The organism is Bacillus sp. EE-W1, assembly GCF_009760835.1.
Taxonomy (GTDB): Bacteria; Bacillota; Bacilli; order Bacillales; family Bacillaceae_G; genus Bacillus_A; species Bacillus_A wiedmannii.
The window spans coordinates 1-21,640 of the sequence record NZ_WIPE01000054.1 but is presented as its reverse complement, the minus strand read 5'-3'; the positions used below and the strand labels follow the sequence as shown (position 1 = coordinate 21,640).

Annotated in this window: 25 protein-coding genes, 2 riboswitches and 1 other annotated feature; of the genes, 2 read left to right on the top strand and 23 right to left on the bottom strand. The window is 36.4% G+C overall.

Going from position 1 to position 21,640, the window contains the following annotated elements:
* Positions 1-52: 52 nt before the first annotated feature.
* Positions 53-300 (bottom strand) — a binding site (T-box leader).
* Positions 301-361: 61 nt separating this feature from the next.
* From GFJ36_RS06515 to GFJ36_RS06465, 11 genes are all read right to left on the bottom strand, one after another.
* A complete protein-coding gene (locus GFJ36_RS06515; RefSeq protein ID WP_088062670.1) occupies positions 362-979 on the bottom strand; it encodes an NAD(P)-binding protein in 618 nt (205 codons plus the stop codon).
* Positions 954-1,709, bottom strand: coding sequence for a sirohydrochlorin chelatase (locus GFJ36_RS06510; RefSeq protein ID WP_088062668.1), 756 nt, complete (start codon positions 1,707-1,709; stop codon positions 954-956). Before GFJ36_RS06510 ends, GFJ36_RS06515 begins: the two co-directional genes overlap by 26 nt.
* Before the next feature lies 1 nt (position 1,710).
* On the bottom strand, positions 1,711-2,487 hold the full coding sequence (gene cobA / locus GFJ36_RS06505; RefSeq protein WP_088062666.1) for a uroporphyrinogen-III C-methyltransferase: 777 nt from the start codon (positions 2,485-2,487) through the stop codon (positions 1,711-1,713).
* 85 nt (positions 2,488-2,572) lie between these two features.
* Entirely contained in the window at positions 2,573-2,773 is a 201-nt protein-coding gene (locus tag GFJ36_RS06500; protein WP_000366913.1) for a DUF3906 family protein, read from the bottom strand.
* A gap of 10 nt (positions 2,774-2,783) precedes the next feature.
* The gene (locus GFJ36_RS06495; RefSeq protein ID WP_097889753.1) at positions 2,784-4,406 is read right to left on the bottom strand and encodes a nitrite/sulfite reductase; all 1,623 of its coding nucleotides are present in this window, start codon (positions 4,404-4,406) and stop codon (positions 2,784-2,786) included.
* Positions 4,407-4,417: 11 nt separating this feature from the next.
* Complete coding sequence (gene cysC / locus GFJ36_RS06490; RefSeq protein ID WP_048561381.1) at positions 4,418-5,011, bottom strand: adenylyl-sulfate kinase; 594 nt, start codon at positions 5,009-5,011, stop codon at positions 4,418-4,420.
* A 12-nt stretch (positions 5,012-5,023) separates the two neighbouring features.
* A complete protein-coding gene (sat, locus tag GFJ36_RS06485) occupies positions 5,024-6,160 on the bottom strand; it encodes a sulfate adenylyltransferase (protein WP_088062662.1) in 1,137 nt (378 codons plus the stop codon).
* A 38-nt stretch (positions 6,161-6,198) separates the two neighbouring features.
* Positions 6,199-6,903, bottom strand: a complete 705-nt coding sequence (locus GFJ36_RS06480) for a phosphoadenylyl-sulfate reductase (protein WP_075308704.1) — start codon at positions 6,901-6,903, stop codon at positions 6,199-6,201.
* An 86-nt stretch (positions 6,904-6,989) separates the two neighbouring features.
* Positions 6,990-7,133: a YezD family protein gene (locus GFJ36_RS06475; RefSeq protein ID WP_000116163.1), complete on the bottom strand. Its 144-nt coding sequence runs from the start codon at positions 7,131-7,133 to the stop codon at positions 6,990-6,992.
* A gap of 72 nt (positions 7,134-7,205) precedes the next feature.
* Positions 7,206-7,314, bottom strand: a riboswitch (SAM riboswitch).
* A gap of 116 nt (positions 7,315-7,430) precedes the next feature.
* Positions 7,431-8,747 carry a diaminopimelate decarboxylase gene (gene lysA, locus GFJ36_RS06470; RefSeq protein ID WP_000280662.1) on the bottom strand — a complete coding sequence of 439 codons (1,317 nt, stop codon included), beginning with the start codon at positions 8,745-8,747 and terminating at the stop codon, positions 7,431-7,433.
* Between the two features lie 180 nt (positions 8,748-8,927).
* Positions 8,928-9,109, bottom strand: a riboswitch (Lysine riboswitch).
* Between the two features lie 89 nt (positions 9,110-9,198).
* Positions 9,199-9,594: a DUF3888 domain-containing protein gene (locus tag GFJ36_RS06465; RefSeq protein WP_001228833.1), complete on the bottom strand. Its 396-nt coding sequence runs from the start codon at positions 9,592-9,594 to the stop codon at positions 9,199-9,201.
* Positions 9,595-9,848: 254 nt separating this feature from the next.
* On the opposite strand from GFJ36_RS06465, the gene GFJ36_RS06460 reads away from it, so the two are divergent.
* Positions 9,849-11,735: an LTA synthase family protein gene (locus GFJ36_RS06460; RefSeq protein ID WP_046955254.1), complete on the top strand. Its 1,887-nt coding sequence runs from the start codon at positions 9,849-9,851 to the stop codon at positions 11,733-11,735.
* Positions 11,736-11,917: 182 nt separating this feature from the next.
* Positions 11,918-12,619: a CDP-diacylglycerol--serine O-phosphatidyltransferase gene (gene pssA, locus GFJ36_RS06455; protein WP_060489528.1), complete on the top strand. Its 702-nt coding sequence runs from the start codon at positions 11,918-11,920 to the stop codon at positions 12,617-12,619.
* A gap of 29 nt (positions 12,620-12,648) precedes the next feature.
* Here the strand turns inward: pssA and GFJ36_RS06450 are convergent, their stop codons facing one another.
* From GFJ36_RS06450 to hisZ, 12 genes are all read right to left on the bottom strand, one after another.
* Positions 12,649-13,620: a 2-hydroxyacid dehydrogenase family protein gene (locus tag GFJ36_RS06450; protein WP_097889755.1), complete on the bottom strand. Its 972-nt coding sequence runs from the start codon at positions 13,618-13,620 to the stop codon at positions 12,649-12,651.
* Positions 13,621-13,765: 145 nt separating this feature from the next.
* The gene (locus tag GFJ36_RS06445) at positions 13,766-13,933 is read right to left on the bottom strand and encodes a DUF4025 domain-containing protein (protein ID WP_097889756.1); all 168 of its coding nucleotides are present in this window, start codon (positions 13,931-13,933) and stop codon (positions 13,766-13,768) included.
* Positions 13,934-14,000: 67 nt separating this feature from the next.
* Positions 14,001-15,020 carry a histidinol phosphate phosphatase domain-containing protein gene (locus tag GFJ36_RS06440; protein ID WP_097889757.1) on the bottom strand — a complete coding sequence of 340 codons (1,020 nt, stop codon included), beginning with the start codon at positions 15,018-15,020 and terminating at the stop codon, positions 14,001-14,003.
* A gap of 13 nt (positions 15,021-15,033) precedes the next feature.
* Positions 15,034-15,357, bottom strand: a complete 324-nt coding sequence (gene hisI / locus GFJ36_RS06435) for a phosphoribosyl-ATP pyrophosphatase (protein WP_000426349.1) — start codon at positions 15,355-15,357, stop codon at positions 15,034-15,036.
* 10 nt (positions 15,358-15,367) lie between these two features.
* A complete protein-coding gene (gene hisI, locus GFJ36_RS06430; protein WP_088608742.1) occupies positions 15,368-15,673 on the bottom strand; it encodes a phosphoribosyl-AMP cyclohydrolase in 306 nt (101 codons plus the stop codon).
* Positions 15,670-16,428: an imidazoleglycerol phosphate synthase cyclase subunit gene (hisF, locus tag GFJ36_RS06425; RefSeq protein WP_046955256.1), complete on the bottom strand. Its 759-nt coding sequence runs from the start codon at positions 16,426-16,428 to the stop codon at positions 15,670-15,672. Before hisF ends, hisI (GFJ36_RS06430) begins: the two co-directional genes overlap by 4 nt.
* Positions 16,422-17,141: a 1-(5-phosphoribosyl)-5-[(5-phosphoribosylamino)methylideneamino]imidazole-4-carboxamide isomerase gene (hisA, locus tag GFJ36_RS06420; protein WP_000402304.1), complete on the bottom strand. Its 720-nt coding sequence runs from the start codon at positions 17,139-17,141 to the stop codon at positions 16,422-16,424. The genes hisF and hisA overlap by 7 nt, the downstream gene beginning before the upstream one ends.
* Entirely contained in the window at positions 17,114-17,743 is a 630-nt protein-coding gene (hisH, locus tag GFJ36_RS06415; protein ID WP_000560363.1) for an imidazole glycerol phosphate synthase subunit HisH, read from the bottom strand. The genes hisA and hisH overlap by 28 nt, the downstream gene beginning before the upstream one ends.
* Positions 17,744-18,328, bottom strand: coding sequence for an imidazoleglycerol-phosphate dehydratase HisB (gene hisB, locus GFJ36_RS06410; protein WP_088608741.1), 585 nt, complete (start codon positions 18,326-18,328; stop codon positions 17,744-17,746). It lies immediately after the preceding gene.
* On the bottom strand, positions 18,328-19,617 hold the full coding sequence (gene hisD / locus GFJ36_RS06405) for a histidinol dehydrogenase (protein ID WP_097889758.1): 1,290 nt from the start codon (positions 19,615-19,617) through the stop codon (positions 18,328-18,330). Before hisD ends, hisB begins: the two co-directional genes overlap by 1 nt.
* A gap of 11 nt (positions 19,618-19,628) precedes the next feature.
* Positions 19,629-20,264 carry an ATP phosphoribosyltransferase gene (gene hisG, locus GFJ36_RS06400; protein WP_088062646.1) on the bottom strand — a complete coding sequence of 212 codons (636 nt, stop codon included), beginning with the start codon at positions 20,262-20,264 and terminating at the stop codon, positions 19,629-19,631.
* The gene (hisZ, locus tag GFJ36_RS06395) at positions 20,240-21,502 is read right to left on the bottom strand and encodes an ATP phosphoribosyltransferase regulatory subunit (protein WP_088608739.1); all 1,263 of its coding nucleotides are present in this window, start codon (positions 21,500-21,502) and stop codon (positions 20,240-20,242) included. The genes hisG and hisZ overlap by 25 nt, the downstream gene beginning before the upstream one ends.
* Positions 21,503-21,640: the final 138 nt, after the last annotated feature.

Below are 21,640 nucleotides of genomic sequence, written 5' to 3'. Positions count from 1 at the left end.
CTCGCACACCTCCTTTAGAAAATAAAAAAGTCCCCTACACGCAAATATGCATGTAGAGGACGATATATGTAATGTAAATACCGTGGTACCACCTCAATTGGATTGATAAATCCCACTTGTTCAAGTACAGGAAAATTCCGATACTCTATCCTTTTAACGGCGGAACCCGGGTTGCCTACTACAATGTTCAACATACCTCTCGCAAGCCCATTCTGTATATTTTATCGTACCGGGCTCACACCTTCCCCCAGCTCTCTGAACGTATCAAATATACATACTCTTCTTGCTCATCGATTTCATCTATTGAAGTTACTTGTGATTATAAATTATATTTTTATAGTTGTAAAGTACAATTTATTCATTATCCTATATGAACTCTTCTCTCTAATTCTTGTAAAAACAATTCTCTTTTTTGTTCATTTTGAACATATACCGACTTTAATACTTCTTGCAACAATATATTTCTCTCTCTTTTCTCTATTTGTAGTTCTTTCACTTTTATTCTAACTTCGGATAAAAAATCAAGATACGATTCATACGCCTCATCATATTTATTTGCAATATCATCACGAATTTTTTTTGCAAGTTTCGGACTCGCTCCTCCGGTAGAAACAGCCACATTCAATAATCCACGATGAATTGCCGCTGGAAAATGAACATTACCACTTTCCGGGTTCGTAATAACATTTACTAACTGATTTTCTGCGCTATCTTCAGCAACTTGTTCATTTAATACGGCATCACTACTCGCTGCAACGACTAAAAAAGCACCTTTAATGTCACTTTTTTCATACTCCCTTTGATACCAACGAATTTTCTTTTCTTCCACAAGTTTCACTAAATTCGCATCCAATTCAGGACTTACCACAACTATATCCGCACCTTGTTTTAGTAAAGGAATAATTTTGAATCCCGCGACTTTTCCTCCACCAATGACAACAATACGTTTCTTCTCAACTCGCACTGTAAGTGGATACATATTGATCTCCCTTCAATAATTTCTTCGTTTTCTGAATTAACATATATTGAAATGCTTCATTCTTTCCTAAATACGGACTTATTTTTATCTCATCCAACTCATATTGGCGCACTTCTTTTTCAATATGTTTCATAAGTAAACCTGTAAATAATAAGTAAGGCAGTACAACGATATTCTTTTCTTTTCGTTCAACAACTTCCTTTAACTTCTCCTCAAATTTCGGCTCGGCAGCCGCTAAATAACAAACCTCTACTTTTTTAATTTTCTCTTCATGTTGAAATAAAGAAGCAATCCAGTTTATATCTCTTAATACTTCAGGATCACTACTCCCTCTTGCTACGAGAAGTAGCGTCACTTCATTCTTATCTTCCTGTTCAATGCCACTTCCACTATACACCGATTTCACAAGTGTTTCTGATACACCAAACGGGTTACCGTAGGTCACTTTAACATTCGAAAATTGATTATTTAACTTTTCCAATTCAAACGGTATATCTTTTTTCACATGACCTGCCGCTAATAAAAAAACTGGAATAACAATAATCTCTGTAGCACCACGCTTCACACATGTACGGAACCCTTCCTTAATCGTTGGGCTCGCTAACTCTAAAAAACAAACTTCTTGAATACTTGCCTCTACACGGTTCATGCATGACGTAATAAATGCAACCGCTTCTTCTTTAGCTGCTTTCAAACGACTTCCATGGCATATATATAAGATGGCTTTCATTTTATAACACTCCACTTACTTGATAGGTACTTTCTGTCTGTTTCTCAAACCAATGGATTTTTTCTCGAAAACGGACCACTTCTCCAATTACAATCATGCTCGGATTTTGAATTTGTTCTTTTTTTGCAACATCCACAATTGTTCCTAACGTCCCAACAACTGTGCGCTGCATTGATGTCGTTCCCCGTTCAATAATAGCAGCAGGTGTACTTTTGTCTTTTCCATGCTTCATCAGTTGTTCACATATGTAGGGTAAATTGCTAACCCCCATATATACAGCTAAAGTCTCTACACCTTTCGCTAAATTTTCCCACTTCACTTCTTCTTCAGCACCTTCTTTCCTATGCCCTGTCACAATAGCAAAACTTGCACTTGCATCACGATGTGTCACTGGAATGCCAGCATAAGCAGGAGCAGCTATTCCAGCTGAAATACCAGGAACGATTTCAAATGGTACCCCTTGCTTTGCTAACGCTTCAGCTTCTTCTCCTCCTCTACCAAATACAAATGGATCCCCGCCCTTTAGCCTCGTTACAACTTTTCCCTTTTTCGCATATTTAATAAGAAACGTGTTAATCGTCTCTTGCTTCATCGTGTGATAATTTGGTAGTTTTCCGCAATAAATTAAATCCGCTTCAGGCTTTGCATGGGAAAGCAACTCTTTATTCACGAGACGGTCGTATAAAATAACATCTGCCTTCTTAATACATTTCAACCCTTTCACAGTAATTAAATCTGGATCACCAGGACCTGCACCAACGATATAAACCTTCCCCATCATCTCTCCTCATTTCTACTATTAAAGTGAAACTTCCATCCTTATATACGAATGGAAGTTTTCATTATTTCGTATTACCTTTTTCCTACTCATGAATAACAAATGCTGCACCTTTTCGAATCTTCTTTTTTTCAAATAGAGAAATCTCCTTTACTTCTGGTAACGGTAAAAAATGCTTTTCAAGCTCTATCTCCGCGAGCTTAAATGCCTGTTCTTCACTTTGAGCAACAACAACAATCGGAACAATACTATTTACTAACACAGCTTCAAATCGATATAAATCCATATTGTCCCTCCTAAGACGCTATTACTTCTTCTAACACAGTATTTAACGCTATTTGTAATGTCTCTATACCAACACGGCTGACAAAATCATAAAATGTTTCAGCTGGTAATTTATTCTCTTTGAAATAGCTTATAAATGATGCAAGTACATCAGGTAGATCCTCGCCATCTATTTTCCCTTTTAACTTTTGGTTATAAGCACCGCCATCTAACAGCGTTCCACCTACGTATATTTCAAATGCTTCAACAATTCCTTTTTCCTTCGTTTTCATTTTCACCCCTTGCAATCCAATGTCAGCAATTTGACGTTGCCCACATGAATTCGGGCATCCTACCATATGAATACGAACTGGAACATCGAGTGCAATTTGTGTATCTAAGTACTCTGCGATTTTGCGTAATCTTTCTTTCGTTTCTACTAAAGCAAGATTGCAATACTCAATACCGGTACAGGAAACCGCATGACCAATAAATGATTTAGGACTTGCTGATATGGCTTTAAACAACGGCTCATTTAGTAAACCTGTTACATTTTTTGGCGGAACATTCGGAATAATGAAGTTTTGCGAATTACATGTACGAATCTGTCCATTTCCATACTGCTTAGCAATTCTTGCAATCTCAAACATTTCTTCTGCATGTAGACGTCCTACCGGCACATTAAAACCTACATATTTTAGTCCATCTTGTTTTTGATCTTGAACACCATAAAAGTATCCCGCATTCCATCCTTTGAGAGCACTTTCTCCTTTACTTTGCAATGGTCCTATATACTCTATTAGTTTCTCTTTAAATTTCTCTGCTCCCCAGTCTGCAACTAGAAATTTCAAACGAGCTAAATGACGTTTTTCACGGTATCCAAAATCACGGAATATCGTAGCAATCGCAATTGCTACCGCCTTCACTTCTTCTGGTAAAACGAATACATCTAATTCATCAGCTAAATATGGACGGGCTGATAATCCACCGCCTACTTTTATATGAAAACCAACTTTTTTCTCACCATCTATCTCTTTCGTTGCAGGTGTAAATGCAACACAGTTAATCTCTGCGTTTGCTGAATTATAAATGTTAGAACTAATAGACATTTTAAATTTACGCGGTAAGTTAGAAAACTCTTCATTATGTTGGAAATAATCATATACCTCTTTCACAATACCCGTTGTATCAAACAGTTCATTTGCATCAATACCAGCAAGTGGATTCCCTGTAATATTACGCGTTATATCACCACACGCCCCCGCTGAAGATAACCCAACTCTTGCTAATCTTTTAAAAATATCTGGAATTTGATGAATTTCTAACCAATGAAACTGAATCGCCTGTCTTGTCGTAATATCTATTACGTCACGCCCATAATCCTCAGCGATAGAAGCAAGCACTTCTGCCTGTGCATTCGTAATAATCCCTGAAGGAATATTTACACGCATCATAAAATATCCAGCTTCTTTCGGTCTTTGTAAATATAACCCTGCCCATTTGAATGCGTCCCACTCTTCTTTCGGAATAGATTCGAAGCCATTTTCTGCATAGTAAGGAATATCATTAAAGATTTCCAATCCATCTTTTTTCAATTTATTTTTCTCAGTCTGATTTAATTTTTCATTGTTAGCCCATACTTTTTCATAACTCATTTTTTATCCCCCTATATAAAACTACGCTCTTGTAAGTACTTCACGATTTGTTCTGCACATTCTTCAATAGAATACTTGTGCGTTTCTACAATTAACTCTGCTTTCTCTGGCTCCTCATACGGTGAATCAACACCAGTAAACTCTTTAATATCACCCTGTCTTGCCTTTTTGTATAACCCTTTTGGATCACGTTTTTCACACTCTTCAATTGGACATTTTACAAACACTTCTATAAACTCATCTGCTGCTAATAGATCTCTAACTTGTTTTCGGTCTACTCGAAACGGTGAAATAAACGCTGTAAGAACAACAGTACCTTGATCTACAAATAGCTTCGCCACTTCACCAATCCGTCTTATATTTTCCATACGATCACTTTCAGAAAAACCTAAGTCTTTATTTAAACCGTGGCGTACATTATCTCCATCTAGTACATAGTTTCCAATATTCTTTTCAAATAGTTTACGAGCAACCGCGTTCGCCACCGTAGATTTACCTGAAGCTGATAGACCAGTAAACCAAACTACAAAACTATGATGCCCATTTCTTACTCTTCTCTCATCTTTTGAAACAGATGCTGTATGCCAAGTAATATTCGTATCCATGTCATTCTCTCCCTATTCTGTTACTACTTCTTTTTTCAAACCTTTAATTAGCACTTCCACTACTTCTTTACGACTAAATGTACTCGGCGGAACCTCACCGTTTCTTAATAGTTCTCTTACTTTCGTACCTGATAAAATGACATGATCCTCTTTTCCGTGTGGGCATGTTTTCGTCGAAGCCATCGCTTCACACTTCGTGCAGTAAAAACTATGTTCAAAAAATAATGGTGTAATCCCTAACTCTTCCACTGTAAAGTTTGTAAAAATTTCTTGTGCTTCATAAGTCCCGTAATAATCTCCTACTCCTGCATGATCACGCCCTACGATAAAGTGGGTGCATCCAAAATTCTTTCTGACTATTGCATGGAATATCGCTTCCCTCGGTCCTGCGTAACGCATTGCTGCAGGAAATACACCTAAAAAGACACGATCTTTCGGATAATAGTTTTGAAGTAATACTTCATAGCTTTCCATCCTTACATCAGCAGGAATATCGTCCGATTTCGTTTCCCCAACGAGTGGATTTAAAAAGAGACCATCTACAATTTCAAGGGCAGATTTTTGAATGTATTCATGGGCACGATGTACCGGATTTCTCGTTTGAAATCCAACCACTGTTTTCCAACCACGTTTTTTAAATTCTTCTCTCGTTTCAATTGGATCTAAATGATAAGAAGGAAACGGATTATTTTCAAAGCGTTTTGTAAGAATAATAGCTCCCCCGACATAAACGTTCGGTCGTTCATATAATTTTTTCACTCCTGGATGAGCCTCATCCGTCGTTTTATACACAAGTAACGCTTCTTTTTCCTTGTCAGGCACAAAAATATCTTCTATTTGAATGACACCATATACATTTTCAGCATTAACAAGTTTTACTTCCTCTCCAGCTTTTAGACTCTCTGCTACTTCTTCTGTTACTGGTAATGTAATCGGTATACTCCATATGCTCCCGTTTGCTAAGCGAAGCGTTTCTACGACCGAATCATAATCTTTCTTTCCTAAAAAACCAGTAAGTGGGCTATATCCCCCTGTCGCTAATAGCTCTAAATCACTTAACGCAATGTTGTCTAGTTCAATTTCTTTTTCGATTTGTGATACGTCGTAAGTCTCGTCTATACGATTTATTAATTCGTTTCTTGTACTCATTTTCTATTTCCTCTCTTAGCTTTATTTTCAAATTCATCTTATTGGTAATGAAGACCACATTCTGTTTTCACTTTCCCAGACCACCTACCATCTCTCGAATCGCCACCCTCACCTACAGGTAACGTACACTTCTCACACCCAATACTTGGATATCCAACATCATGCAGCGGGTTATACGGTAAGCTATGTTTGTATACATATCGCCACACTTCTTTCCACGTCCAATGAATGAGTGGACAAACTTTAATAGATTGAAAGCGATGATCTTGATTTATAAACTTTGTATGCTTACGTGTTTCTGATTGTTCCCTCCTTAAGCCCGATATCCAAGCTTTTTCCGCTGCTAATGATTTTTCTAACGGTAAAATTTTTCTAATTTTACAACAAAGATTCGGATTACTTTCCCATAATTTCTCACCATGCAACTTCGCTTGTTCATCAAGCGTAAGTTCCGGCTGTTTTTCTATAATATTTAATGAAGGAAATCGTTTCCGCACTTTTTGAATTAATTCATACGTTTCTTGAAAATGAACATTCGTATCTAAAAATACAACTTTAGCAGATGGATTTACTTGGTTTATAAGATGCAGCAATACCATCCCTTCCACTCCGAAGCTACATGCGTATACAATTTCACTTTTATATTCTTTATAAGCCCAACTTAATACAGATAGCGCGCCTTTCGTTTCATCTTCTTCTGAAAATGAAACATTATTTTCTTCCCACGTTTCATACGTCAACATGTTCTTTCCCCCTGTAAAAGCAAAAAGACGGTTTTAACCTAATATAATAGGTTAAAACCGCCTCTAGTTTTTCTAGTCAGCGCTTTTTACTTTAAACGTACCTTTTCACTTTTCTCTAATTGAATGACTTTCCCATCTTGCACAACAATTGTAATTGAACCATATTTCATATCAGCAAGCATCGCTTGAATTTTCTCAGATACTTCCTCAAAATGTTCCCGTACGCTCACGCGAACAGCCCCCCTTTTTATTCATAAAAAAAATCTTTCCCATTTCGAAAAGACTGTTCGGTAATATATTTTACCTTATCTTTCAAAATGGATTCCATTTTGCTGGATTTAGCACCTTGCTTTCTATAAGCAGGTTGCCGAGCTTCTTCGGGCCAGTTCCCTCCGCTTCTCTTGATAAGCTTTGTATTTGTATTTTATCACAATTCTGATTTTTTTCAATCCTAGTTTTCCGATATATTTTAATTATTTTGTTTTATAAAAAAGGAATTGCCCATCCGAACAACTCCTTTTTCCCATTCACACAAGTTCTTTAATACGTATGCGATCGTTCCCAATAATATTTTCATATGTTTCACGCTCTACAACAATTTGTGATGTGCCGCCTTTCGCGAAGACGACAGCTGGTCTACGAATCCGATTATAATTATTCGCCATCGAGTATCCATATGCCCCTGTACAAGAAATTGCTAATAAATCGGCTGAAGCAACTTTCGGTAGAGTGATATCCCAAATTAACATATCTCCACTCTCACAGCACTTCCCAGCAATCGAGACAAGTTCCTCATTCTCATCATTCCCTCGATTCGCTAACATCGCTTCATAACGAGCGTTATATAAAGCAGGTCTTAAATTATCAGTCATCCCACCATCCACTGATACATATTTCCGAATACCAGGAATATCTTTCACAGATCCGACTGTATAAATTGTCGTTCCAGCATCCCCTACAATACTACGGCCTGGTTCAACCCATATTTCTGGCAGGGGATAATTACATACTGTAAATTGTTCCCTCACAGCACTTGTTACAGCTCGCACATATGTCTCAAGAGTTAATGGTGTATCTGACTCTGTGTAGCGTATTCCGAATCCTCCGCCTACATTTAGCACTTTTACTACATAGTTTGTTCGCTCTCTCACTTGTTCTAAAAATTGACGAAGAACTTCAATCGCTCGCACAAAGCCGGCCGTTTCAAATATTTGTGATCCGATATGTGAATGAATTCCTAACACATTATAATTTGATTTTTGTAAAGCAATCTCAATTACTTGCATCGCTTGACCATTTGACACGCCAAATCCAAATTTCGAATCATCTTGGCCTGTTGTAATATATTCATGTGTGTGCGCCTCTACTCCGGGCGTTACACGAATTAATATGTTCACAAATTTCCCATGTTGCACTGCTAAATCATGCAAAATTTCTAATTCCAAGAAATTATCTACGACAAAACAACCAATATTCGCCTGAAGAGCCATCACAATTTCTTCTTCTGTTTTATTATTGCCGTGAAAATGAATGCGTGATGCCGGAAATCCTGCTTGCAGCGCAGTATATAATTCTCCTCCAGAAACAACATCTAATGACATATTCTCTTCACGAGCCACTCGGCACATCTCCATGCACAAGAACGCCTTGCTTGCATATGCTACTTGATAAGAGAAACCACTTTCTTTAAACGCACGATGAAACGCGCGGCACTTTCCTCGAATTGACTCTTCATCGTATACATAAAGTGGTGTTCCGTATTGTTTTGCTAGCTGCGTCGTATCACATCCTCCAATTTCTAAGTGTCCTTGCCCATTGATTCGGCTCGTGCCGTGTAAATACATTTGAATTCCTCCCTTATTTCCTCTAAAACTCATAACCCCAATCTTCTATTCATTGCAGCACGCTTTTAGATAGACAAAAAACGCGCGGAACAATGTTCACACGCGTTTCTTATTAGGAAAAATATATATTGAAAAAATAAACGAGTTGTTATCTCCTCAAAATAAGAAACCGCATCAACATCTCCAAATAGCTCTCCATAAAATAAATATTATGACAGTACTACATTTATTCAATGCAGTCCCAATATATGAATAAGATGGTTATTCTTATATTTCGGCAATAGTCCCTTTCAACCTATGATCACAGATTCCATTAAATCTCCCATAGCTTACTCTTTCCTATCGCGGCCTCTACCTTTGAGAGTAGATGAGGTAAGTCTATTTAATTTTCAAACATCTAATTGTTGCTATTAACAATACCAAAGGACCATTTTATTTGTCAAACAATTTTTTATATTGTTTTTTTACAGTTTAATTTCGTATCATTTGGTAAGCGCTTTACTGAAATCTTTGACACTTCCCATTCGCCTTCTTCATTATTAAATGTAATCGTTACCTTCTCAAATGGTGGAGCAATTTTCCCAGCAACTCGTTCATACTTCGTTACTTCAATACTTGCTTGAAATAAATATGTACCGCTATACACTTTTTTTAAACTAATAATTTTAGGACATTGATAAGGCTTCAAGCTCCCATATTGTTTTTCAATTGCTTTATTTATTTTCGGAAATAAAACAGAATAAAGGGCATCTTCCATAAGAGGTGCATCATATTGGGCTACCGACACACTCGGTGAAGCAAAAAGTATAACACTACTGCATACTATAAAATATAATAATTTTCGCATTATAACCTCCGTATTATTACACGATTCTTTCTGCGCACGATAATTATCATACATAGAAACTCCGTTTTATTGTCTCCCACTGCCCTTTTTCTACTCAATTATTATAAAAAAGTCCACAACTCTCTTTTATTTTCGTATAATGATACTCATAGTATAATAAACATAATAACAAAGGACTGTTCGTATATATAAAATGAGGCGCTAATCAAACCGGCTCACAAGAACTGTCATGCTTTTTAGGAGAGGAGTATATTATGCTACAACGTCTGTTTCCAAAACTGCGATTTGCACTCGTTGCAGTCGTTTTATTATGGATAAAAACATATATTGTGTACAAGCTAGCATTTGATATTAAAATTGATAACTTCTTTGAAGAATTTATGCTTTTTATTAATCCACTAGCTGCGTTACTTTTATTTTTCGGTTTTGCTTTACTTGCATCTAAACACCGAAACCGTATTATAGTTGGAATCAGTTTTATACTGTCCTTTATTTTATTTGGAAATGCAATGTTTTATGGGTTTTATAACGATTTCGTTACGTTCCCAGTTTTATTTCAAACAAATAATATGGCTGATTTAGGGACAAGTATAAAAGAACTCTTTACGTACAAAACATTACTTTTATTTGCAGATGCAATTATTTTAATGTTTCTTTCACGTAAATTCCCAGCATTTTGCGACAAGACGCCACTTTCTCGCTCTGAGAAGCGAACTTTCTTTAGCGGTGTAACAGCTCTATTAGCATTACAAATTGTCGTTTCAGTTATTTATAAGCCACAAATGTTCTCACGCTCATTTGATCGTCAAACTGTCGTGAAAAATTTAGGTTTATACACATATCATCTATTTGATATTACACTTCAATCTAAATCTTCGGCTGAACGTGTATTTGCAAGTGGTGACGGGTTCTCTGAAATTAAAAACTATACAGACTCAAAAGATAAGCAAGTTGATAAAAACTTATTTGGAGCTGCAAAAGGTAAAAATGTAATTTTGATTTCAATGGAATCTACACAAAGTTTTGTTATTAATAAAAAAATAAATGGAAAAGAAATCACTCCATTTTTAAATGAATTTATTAAAGATAGTTTTTATTTCGATAACTTCTATCATCAAACGGGACAAGGTAAAACTTCTGATGCTGAATTTATCGTTGAAAATTCACTTTATCCGTTAGACCGCGGTTCTGTATTCTTTACTCACGCAACAAATGAATATACAGCTACACCAGAACAATTAAAAAAATACGGATATTCTTCTGCTGTCTTCCATTCAAACGATAAAACGTTTTGGAATCGTGATGTAATGTATCCTGCACTTGGATATGATCGTTACTTTAATTTAAATGATTACGTAGGCACAGAACAAATGTCTGTCGGTTGGGGATTAAAAGATAAAGGGTTCTTTGAACAATCGATTCCAAAGCTAAAATCTTTACCACAACCGTTCTATACAAAATTTATTACTTTAACAAATCATTTTCCATTTCTTCTAAATCCAGAAGATCAATATGTTGATGAGTTTAATTCGGAAAGTGGTGTTGTAAACCGCTACTTCCCAACCGTTCGTTACACGGATGAAGCTCTTAAACTATTTATTAAACAATTAAAAGAGGAAGGACTGTATGATAATTCCGTTATTGTCATTTATGGAGATCATTACGGTATTTCTGAAAACCATAATGCAGCTATGGCTCAGTTCCTTGGTAAAGACGCTATTACACCGTTTGATTCTATGCAATTACAACGCGTCCCTCTCATTATTCATGTACCTGGTCAAGAAGGAAAAGTCATTTCTAAAGTATCTGGTCAAATTGATATTAAACCAACGCTACTTCATTTACTTGGTATTAAAACAAATCAATCAGTTGAATTTGGAACTGACCTATTTATTAAAGAAGAAGATCCACTTATGGTAATGCGTGATGGTAGCTTCGTTTCGGAAAACTATGTTTATACAAAAAACATGTGCTATAAACGAAATACAGGTGAAGAAGCGGACATTTCATTATGTCAACCAAATATTGAAAAAGCAAAAACTGAATTGAAACTCTCCGACAAACTCATTTATGGAGACTTATTACGTTTCGATCCTAACAATCGTTATAAAACCGGAACAATGACAACGAAATTTGAATAGCGCCAGAAGCAACTTTTATAAAAGTTGCTTCTTTTTTTACTTATTTTTCAAATCATTCCGCTATGAAATCTTTCACAAATTGGGAATTTTTTTCGTATGAGGAAGAAATTTATGGTATGATAAAATAAGTAAAATTTCATAAACTAATTAAGAATTTATTACAGAAAGCAAGGGATCAGATTTTGTATAGAGCAGCTATTCCAAACTTATTTACGCTCGGAAATTTATATAGTGGATTCTTATCAATCGGCTATGCATCTTTAGGATATTATAAATCAGCTGCTATTTTAGTACTTATCGGGATGATGTTAGATAGTCTTGATGGGCGTGTTGCTCGATTATTACGCGTTGATTCACAAATGGGAAAAGAGCTTGACTCGCTTGCAGATGTCGTAACATTTGGTGCAGCACCTGCTGTTCTCATGTATTACACATCTTTCTCCAATTATGGAATCATCGGACTATACATAGCGGGACTATTCCCTCTTTTCGGAGCATATCGTTTAGCTCGATTTAATGTTACACCATCTTCTACTTCAATGAAATATTTCACTGGGGTACCGATTACAGCAGCGGGAGGGCTTGTTGCTTTCTTAACATTATTTTCACATACCATTCCAAAAATCGTTCTTATTACAGTATTTGTAACGTTCGCATTTTTAATGGTGAGCCGCATTCGTATCCCAAGTTTAAAAGATGTACCAATTCCACGATATAGCATCATTATTACACTATTTTTAGTTGGAATCATTATCACAATGTACCAAACAGGGTTCGGTAATTTTTCTGTTTTCTTATTCATTGCTATTCCACTATATATTTTGTATATGCTATCTCAATTTCTTAGACAAATACCATCTAAAAGAGCAAATAAAGACAAATAAGAAACCTTCCGGAACCGGAAGGTTTCTTTTTATTTTGTAACGAATACTTTTTGATTTACAGGTGTTACAGGCTCTTCACCGTTTAATACTGCTAAAATATTTCTTACTGCCATTTCAGCCATCGCATCACGCGTTTCGAATGTTGCATTTCCTACATGAGGAGCAAGTACTACATTCTTTAACCCTTTTAGCTCTTCAGTAATTTTCGGTTCAAATTCAAACACATCAAGAGCCGCCCCTTCAATTTCATTCGTTTTTAATGCATGAGCGAGTGCTGCTTCATGCATGATTGGTCCACGTGAAGCATTTATAATATACGCTGTTTTCTTCATCATTTTGAACTGTTCTTCATCAATCATATGGTGCAATTTCGGATTATACGCACAGTTAATTGTAATAAAGTCTGCTGTTTGTAATAATTCTTCTAATGTTACATATGTTGCTTCCAGCTCACTTTCAGCTTCAGGCTTTCGGTTTGGTCCTGTATATAAAACATTCATTCCAAACGCTTTCGCACGCTTTGCAACTGCCTTTCCGATTTCTCCAAGGCCAATAATTCCAATTGTTTTACCGTGTACTTCGCGGCCTAAGAAAAATAATGGTGCCCATCCATTAAATCCAGTTGTACGACATAATGTATCGCCTTCAGGAATTCTACGTGCAGCTGCTAAAAGAAGTGCAAATGTTAATTCTGCTGTCGCTTCAGTTGATACTTTTGGTGTATTCGTTACCGCAATCCCTTTTTCTCCAGCATACGAGTAATCAATATTATCGTAACCAGCACCGTAGTTTGCAACAATCTTCAAATTAGGTGCCGCATCAATCACTTCTTTTGTCACCTTTGTAGAAAGTAGGCTTAACAATGCATCTTTGTCTTTTACACGCTCTGTTAATTCATCTAAAGAAATTAACGCCTCTTTATCGTACATTTCTACATCATGATCCTTTAATAGTTCTAATCCGATTGCTGGAATTTTCCCTGCTACTAATATTTTTGCCACTACTAACACCTCTTCTATAGAAAATAAGATATCTCTTATCTTTTATTGTAAGAAATCCACATATAAAAACCAAGGAATTTGATTATAGTTTTGAAAATCGACACTTTTCCACAAAAAAAGAGGAGATGCAAGTCTCCCCCTCTTCTTATGCTTTTTCTTGCGATTGTTTTCCAAGCTTCACATCGATCGTTCCCTCTGCAACTGTATCACTAATTTGTTCCTCAATAACGGATTGAGATGTAGCATTCGTTTCAGAAGTTTGAGCTTGTTGTTGTGCACCTTGTACATTTTGTTTATTTTGTTGTTTCGCCATTTCTTACCCTCCTTTTTATTCTTTCTTATTTTGAACAAAAAGGGTGGTTTTCATCAAAAAATCGTGATCATTTTGAAATTGTTACTTCTTCTTCCAGTAATCTCATCGTTCTTACTCGTTTCGTAAATGTAGCTATGTGAGAAATATCATGATTACGTAACGTCTTTATATTCTCTGCCACATATTTTCCTAAATCACTCGGATAATGAGCGTCTGAGGAAAGAGTAACCGGAACGCCATGCTTAGCTAATACTTGTAAATATAGCGGACTCGGACACATTTCGCGTACAGGATAGCGATAGTACAATCCTGCATTTATTTCCGTTGCCGTATTTGTTTCTACTAACGCACGCGCAATTTCCTTATAATAAGAAAGTTGTTCATTTTCATCTAACCGATAATTAAATACTTTTATGTTATCAAGATGAGCTATAATATCAAATAAATTAGAGCGAACTGCACACTCAACCGTTTTGAAAAACGTATCATATAAAACATATAAGTCATGTTCCTTAAAATATTCTTTCGTATCTGGATTATCAAATCCCCAGCCATTTAAAAAATGAACAGAACCAATTACATAATCAAAATCTCCTAATGCGAGTAAAGATTGTAATTCTTGTTCACCATCAATAAAATAATCCGCTTCAATTCCAAGTTTAAGCGTAACACCTCTTTTACTCCACCGTTCTTTCGCCTCTTCAATTGCCTTTGTAAAATCATGTAGTGATGTTACCCTTACTTGGTCTAACCATTCCTTCTGTAAACGACCAAGCCTCGAATCACTAATATCGACATATCTTTCATAGTAGTCTTTCGCTTCATAAAAACGGTATAAATGATCGACAATACCAACTTCTTTTATACCTTTTCGCAAAGCTTCTTCTAAATATAAATCAATCCATTTCGTTGTAAATGGCCCTTCTTTCACACGTCTTTGCAGGCGTTCTTGTGTTTTCACAAGCCATTCCATAGAATGTTTTTCTTCTTTAAGTGGTTCATAATGTTGTAACACTTCATTTATTTTAGCTAGCCATCCTATTGAATATGGCCCTTCTTCTAAATGAATGTGATAATCCACCTTCATCTACATTTCCCCCTTATAATGTATCTATTTCACTTCTGTCCCCTACTCGCGAAAGCTTCCCATTTCTTTCTGTCACTTCCTCCATAACATCTTCTAATGATATATTTTTTTCAGCTAATAAAACAAAGCAGTGATACAATACATCAACCATTTCTTTCACTAATTCTTCTTTGTCATTATTTTTAGATGCGATAATTACTTCCGTGCATTCTTCACCAATTTTCTTTAAAATTTTATCTTCGCCTTTTGAAAATAAATAATTTGTATACGATTCAGGAAGTGGATTTCCCTTTCGTTCTTCAATTGTTTCAAATAGTAATTTAAAGGCATTTTCCATATGTATCCCCCTATATAATTTGGTAGTGAAAACATGTTTTCTCTCCTGTATGACAAGCAGGTCCCACTTGCTTTACGACAACAACAATTGAATCTTGATCACAATCTAAATAAAGAGATTGCACATATTGGACATTTCCTGATGTTTCTCCTTTATTCCATAACGATTGTCTTGAACGAGAATAAAAACATGTTCTTTTCGTTTCTAGCGTTTTTTCATATGCTTCTTCATTCATATAAGCTAGCATTAAAATTTCTTTTGTCCCTTCTTCAATTACAACTGCTGGTAATAATCCTTTTGAAAAGTTAGGTTTCATAACCGCACCTCAACATTTGCATTTCTTAATTTTCTCTTTACGTCCTGCACTGTCGCCTCACCATAATGAAAGATGGATGCCGCAAGTGCTGCATCAACTGTTGTCTTTTGAAAAACTTCTATAATGTGATCAACGTGACCACATCCGCCTGACGCGATGACTGGTACGGAAACGCTTTTTGAAATTTCTTCTGTTAAACGAAGATCATACCCGTTTTTCGTTCCATCTGCATCCATACTCGTTAACAAAATTTCGCCTGCCCCTAGCTCGGCAACGCGTTTTGCCCACCCGATTGCATCCATACCCGTATCAACTCTTCCGCCGTTCACATAAACATTCCACTTTTCTTCTGCTACTTTTCTAGCATCAATTGCTACGACAATACATTGTGAGCCAAAGTGTTCTGCCCCTTCTTCAATTAGCTTTGGATTTCGCACTGCCGCTGAGTTGATTGAAACTTTATCCGCTCCAGCTCTTAGTAAATTGTACATATCTTTAACACTTGAAATCCCCCCGCCAACTGTAAGAGGAATAAATACTTTCGAAGCTGTTTTTTCTACAACATCTATAATTGTTTTTCGTCCTTCATGCGTTGCCGTAATATCTAAAAATACAATCTCATCTGCTCCCGCCTCATTATATAAAGCAGCTATTTCAACAGGATCACCGACGTCTTGTAACCCTATAAAATTTACACCCTTTACGACTCGGCCCTCTTTCACATCTAGACATGGAATAATGCGTTTCGCTAACATAACTTTGTTACCTCTAACACTTCTTCTAAATCAATCGTTTTCTCATAAAGAGCCTTACCAATTATGACGCCGTATATATTCATATCATTTAATTTTTTCACATCTTGAATAGATGCCACTCCTCCAGAAGCAATAAGACGAATGCTCACGCTTTTTTGTAGTAACTCCAATTGCTCTAAATTCGGTCCTGCAAGTGTCCCGTCTTTCGAAATGTCTGTAAACACAATCGTTTGAACACCTACATTCTCCATTTGCTTTGCTAAATCAATGTAAGAAATTTCAGACACATCAAGCCAGCCTCTCGTTGCTACGAAACCATTTTTCGCATCAATTCCAACAATGATTTTCTCTTTATATAGAAGAACTGCTTCTTCTAAAAATTCCTTATCATAAAGAGCAGCTGTTCCTAAAATCACTTTATCTACACCCACTGACAATAACTTCTCTACCGCTACAAGTGATCGAATTCCTCCTCCAACTTGCACAGGAATACGTACTGCCTTGCAAATTCTTTCAATAACGAGCAAATTTACTGACTCGCCAGCAATTGCGCCATCTAAATCAACAATGTGCAACTTTTTCGCTCCCAATTTTTCGAATATAATCGCTTGCGCAACCGGATCTTCATTCATTACGGTTTCTTTACTAAACTCTCCTTGATAAAGTCTAACGCATCGCCCCTCTTTTAAATCGATAGCTGGGAAGATTTCCATGCCTCTACCACCCCTTTGAAATTTTTCAACATTTGCATTCCAATGTCACCGCTTTTTTCAGGATGAAACTGTGCGCCGTATATATTTCCTTTTGCTACAAAACCAGGTACTTTCACTCCATATTCACTTATCCCATACACAATTTCATTTGGACAATCTGCATAATAAGAGTGAACATAATATACGAAAGAACCGTCCTCTACTCCATTCCAAAGTGCTATTTCTCCCTCTTTCTTTAACTCATTCCATCCCATATGTGGAATTTTATAAGGAACCTTTAACTTTCGAATAACACCTGGCAATAAACTTAATCCGTTACAGTCTTGTAGTTCCTCACTTTTTTCAAATAAAAGCTGCATCCCTAGGCAAATGCCCAGAAGCGGTTTTCCTGAACGCCCGACTTCTTTTAACACACGCACTAAATTTTTTTCTTCCAATACATCCATCGCTTTCGGAAATGCACCTACTCCTGGTAAAATCACTCCATCACTTCTAAAAATCTTTTCTTTATCACCCGTTACGATGTACTCTGCTCCAATATATTGTAATGCTTGTTCCACACTGCGAATATTTCCCATTCCATAATCTATAATAGCAATCAATTACAACATCCCTTTCGTGGAATTTACACCAGTAATGCTGGCATTTCTTTCGACTGCTTCTCTAAGCGCTCTACCAAACGCTTTAAATAACGCTTCAACTTTGTGATGTGTATTGCTTCCGTATAAAATGCGAGCGTGTAATGTAATATTGGCAGCATGAGCAACTGCTCTAAAAAATTCTTCTGTTAGTTCTGTATCAAAATCCCCTAGCTTCGGATTCGTTAATTCTCCTTGAAATACAATATGTGAGCGCCCGCTAATATCAATTGCGACAAAACCTAAAGATTCATCCATCGGTACATATGCGGAGCCATAACGGTTAATCCCCTCTTTATTTTGCAATGCTTCTTTCAAACAATTTCCGAGTACAATTCCAACATCTTCAACTGTATGATGCGCATCAACGAATACATCGCCTTCCGCCTCCACTTGTAAACCGAATCTTCCATGCCTTGCAAATAAAGTTAGCATATGATCAAAAAATCCAACTCCCGTTTGTACAGAAACGTTCTTGCCTTCATCAAGCTGCAAACTTAATTTGATTTTTGTTTCTGTCGTCTCACGTATTTGACTGCACTCACGCATTATTCTTCCTCCTCAAATCTTATTTGAATTGCTCTCGCATGCGCATGTAATCCTTCTTTATTGGCAAGTTCTACAATATGATGTTGTACATCTCTTAACGCTTCCTCCGTATAAGACAGAAAGCTTGATTTTTTCACGAAATCATCGACTGATAACGGTGAGAAAAACCTTGCCGTTCCACTTGTCGGTAACACGTGATTCGGTCCTGCTAAATAATCACCGAGCGGTTCCGGTGCATATGGACCAAGAAAGATAGATCCTGCATGTTTCACATAAGCTAGAGCATTCATCGGTTCTTTTATATGTAACTCTAAATGTTCTGGAGCGATTTCATTCGATAATTGTAGCGCCTCATATAAAGAAGGAACGATAAAGATAGCTCCATTTCTATTTATCGATTCACGTGCAATTTCGCTTCTTGGTAATGTTTCTAACTGTCTTTCTATCTCTCTTTCTACTTCTTTTGCTAACTCTATATTCGTTGTAATACAAATTGCTGTTGCTCTCTCGTCATGTTCTGCTTGTGATAATAAATCAGCAGCGATATATTTTGCATTACCGGTTTCATCAGCAATAACTACAATTTCTGACGGTCCAGCAATCATATCGATATTTACTATTCCGTATACTTCTCGTTTCGCCAGAGCGACGTACAAATTTCCTGGTCCAACTATTTTATCTACTTTTGGAATCGATTCCGTCCCATATGCTAAAGCAGCAATTGCTTGCGCACCACCTATCGTATAAATTTCATCTACTCCTGCAAGGCTTGCAGCAACTAAAATATGTGGATCAATCCCCCCTTGCCTTGGTGGTGTTACCATTACAATCTTTTTCACACCAGCGAGTTTTGCTGGCAATACATTCATTAATACTGACGAAGGATACGAAGCAGTTCCGCCCGGCACATATACCCCTATATTTTCTAACGGCCGAATGATTTGCCCTCTAATAATGCCTTCACTCGTGCAATCGAACATGGATTGTCTTTTTTGCTTTTCGTGATAAGAAATAATGTTTTTCTTCGCCTCTTGTAACGCTTCTAAAAATGAATTCTCTACAAACATACCCGCTCGTTTTATTTCTTCCTCACTTACACGAAACTCTTTAATCTCCACACCATCAAACTTTTTTGTATAAAAAGATAGAGCCTCATCCGTACTCTTCCTTACCTTTCGAACGATTTCGCTTACACTTCTTTGAACAGTTTCTTCTATTATATTAGCGTTTTCTCGTAGCAATTTTATTTTCGATAACGCCTTTTGAAAATCTTCACAAACTATCTCCATTACAAGTCCCCCTATTTTCCTGACAAAATTTCTTGCTCCATCATATTTACAATACTGAATATTTCGTCTTTTTTAGTTTTTAATGCAGCCTTATTTACAATCATCCGAGCAGATATAGAATACATTTCCTCAAATACAATGAGCCCATTTTCTTGTAATGTTTTTCCTGTTTCCACAATATCAACAATTGCATCTGCCAATCCAAGAATAGGAGCGATTTCTACAGAACCTTCTATTTTAATAATTTCTACATCCTCCCCTTTATCATGAAAATAGTTAGAAGTAATATGTGGATATTTCGTCGCAATGCGTTTCTTTCGGTAGCTCTTCGGATTATACGTAGGAATAGAAGCAACACAAAACTTACACACGCCCACTCCTAAATCTAACATTTCATAAATATCTTTCTCGTTTTCCATTAAAATATCTTTTCCAACGACCCCAATATCAGCTACTCCATGTTCTACATAAGTAGCAACATCTACTGCTTTCACTAAAATAAATGAGATATCTGTATTTTTACTTTGAAAAACAAGCTTTCGTCCTTTATTTTTGAGCTCCGAACAATCAATTCCAATCTGCTCAAAGAGCGGAATCACATGTTTTTCTAATCTTCCCTTCGTTAACGCAATTTGAATGTTACGCATGAAGTTTCTCCTTCTTTCTGGACTACCCATTTCTCTTTCCATACATATTCCACTAATGATTCGTTCTTCGCCTCAACGACCGTTACTATTTGATTTTTTCTTGCAAATTGAAAGGTGTCATTTACATTAGAGAATAAGGATAGCTCTACTTTTTTCCCGTCCTTTTGAAGTAAATTTCGTAATCTTTCCGCTTCTGCTAATCTATTTAACTCATAATGAATAATAATATCTATTCCCTTTTGTTCATATGGTTCTTGTTGCTCTTGCAGCGCCTTCACAATTTGATTGACTTGCACCGCGAGTCCAACAGCCGGCAGCATCTCTCCAAAATTTCCAATTAACTCATCATATCTTCCGCCACTAACAATTTCTTCTCCTATTTCATATATATACCCTTTGAAAATAACTCCCGTATAGTAATCTAAATGTTGGATCATACCTAAATCAATTGATATGTAAGATCCATAGCCTAGTCTTTCAATTGCTTCATATATTTCTTTCACTCTTGCAATCGCCATTTTCATTTCATTACTTGAGGCGAGTTTTTCTGCTTCCTCAATCACTTCTAAGTTCCCAAATAGTCTTGGTAACTTCTCAAGTAATCTTACTGTTTCATCACATCGATCTAATTTCTTTTCTCTAATAAAATTTGATAGAGCCGCATAATTTTTACTTTCAATGTATGTCCTAAGTACTCTCTCTTCTTCCTCATGAATGGAGAGTTTTTTTACAATACATTTATATAATTGCACTTGCCCAATCTCTATTGTAAAAGATTGTACCTTCACCTTTTGAAGTGATTGAATGACGCTTATGACGCATTCAATTTCAGCTCTTACATTATCAATACCTATAATTTCAATACCACTTTGTACAATTTCATTATATTTTCCAGTAAGGGACTCATTCGCCCGAAATACATTCCCGCCATACGTCAGTTTAAGCGGCGTATCCCACCTCTGCGTTCCCATCACTCTCGCTAAAGGAATTGTCATATCTGGACGTAACACGATAATCCGTCCCTTTTCATCAAAAAATTTATACATCTTTTCTTCATCTATCGGTCTATTTTGAAAGGCAAAAACATCATAAAATTCAATTGTAGGTGTCCTTATTTCCTCATAACCTCGCCCTAAAAAAGTACGTCTTAATTTTTGCTCCACCTCTTCAATTAACGTACATTCTTCGAATAAATAGTCTCTCGTTCCATTTGGGTTTGCCCGTTTCCATTTTGTCATCTAAATTCTCACACCTTTCCCTTTCTAATGTATGCTCATTTCATTCACCTAAACCGAAAATAAAAAGAGCCTTGTAGACAAAATACCTACAAGGCTCTTTAGTAGAGTGTAGGTACAACGGGAATAACCCTTGTACCT

Excerpts from the sequence above, each read along its gene's own strand:
- GFJ36_RS06460 (WP_046955254.1), top strand. The coding sequence starts at position 9,849 with ATGCTACAACGTCTGTTTCCAAAACTGCGATTTGCACTCGTTGCAGTC.
- cobA (WP_088062666.1), bottom strand. The coding sequence starts at position 2,487 with ATGGGGAAGGTTTATATCGTTGGTGCAGGTCCTGGTGATCCAGATTTA.
- hisG (WP_088062646.1), bottom strand. The coding sequence starts at position 20,264 with ATGCGTAACATTCAAATTGCGTTAACGAAGGGAAGATTAGAAAAACAT.
- hisD (WP_097889758.1), bottom strand. The coding sequence starts at position 19,617 with ATGGAGATAGTTTGTGAAGATTTTCAAAAGGCGTTATCGAAAATAAAA.
- GFJ36_RS06480 (WP_075308704.1), bottom strand. The coding sequence starts at position 6,903 with ATGTTGACGTATGAAACGTGGGAAGAAAATAATGTTTCATTTTCAGAA.
- hisB (WP_088608741.1), bottom strand. The coding sequence starts at position 18,328 with ATGCGTGAGTGCAGTCAAATACGTGAGACGACAGAAACAAAAATCAAA.
- hisF (WP_046955256.1), bottom strand. The coding sequence starts at position 16,428 with ATGTTAGCGAAACGCATTATTCCATGTCTAGATGTGAAAGAGGGCCGA.
- GFJ36_RS06495 (WP_097889753.1), bottom strand. The coding sequence starts at position 4,406 with ATGAGTTATGAAAAAGTATGGGCTAACAATGAAAAATTAAATCAGACT.
- hisI (WP_000426349.1), bottom strand. The coding sequence starts at position 15,357 with ATGGAAAATGCCTTTAAATTACTATTTGAAACAATTGAAGAACGAAAG.
- GFJ36_RS06445 (WP_097889756.1), bottom strand. The coding sequence starts at position 13,933 with ATGGCGAAACAACAAAATAAACAAAATGTACAAGGTGCACAACAACAA.
- hisI (WP_088608742.1), bottom strand. The coding sequence starts at position 15,673 with ATGAAACCTAACTTTTCAAAAGGATTATTACCAGCAGTTGTAATTGAA.
- hisZ (WP_088608739.1), bottom strand. The coding sequence starts at position 21,502 with ATGACAAAATGGAAACGGGCAAACCCAAATGGAACGAGAGACTATTTA.
- sat (WP_088062662.1), bottom strand. The coding sequence starts at position 6,160 with ATGAGTACAAGAAACGAATTAATAAATCGTATAGACGAGACTTACGAC.
- GFJ36_RS06440 (WP_097889757.1), bottom strand. The coding sequence starts at position 15,020 with ATGAAGGTGGATTATCACATTCATTTAGAAGAAGGGCCATATTCAATA.
- GFJ36_RS06515 (WP_088062670.1), bottom strand. The coding sequence starts at position 979 with ATGTATCCACTTACAGTGCGAGTTGAGAAGAAACGTATTGTTGTCATT.
- lysA (WP_000280662.1), bottom strand. The coding sequence starts at position 8,747 with ATGTATTTACACGGCACGAGCCGAATCAATGGGCAAGGACACTTAGAA.
- GFJ36_RS06465 (WP_001228833.1), bottom strand. The coding sequence starts at position 9,594 with ATGCGAAAATTATTATATTTTATAGTATGCAGTAGTGTTATACTTTTT.
- hisA (WP_000402304.1), bottom strand. The coding sequence starts at position 17,141 with ATGGAAATCTTCCCAGCTATCGATTTAAAAGAGGGGCGATGCGTTAGA.
- GFJ36_RS06500 (WP_000366913.1), bottom strand. The coding sequence starts at position 2,773 with ATGGATTTATATCGATTTGAAGCTGTGTTAGTAAATAGTATTGTTCCG.
- cysC (WP_048561381.1), bottom strand. The coding sequence starts at position 5,011 with ATGGATACGAATATTACTTGGCATACAGCATCTGTTTCAAAAGATGAG.
- GFJ36_RS06510 (WP_088062668.1), bottom strand. The coding sequence starts at position 1,709 with ATGAAAGCCATCTTATATATATGCCATGGAAGTCGTTTGAAAGCAGCT.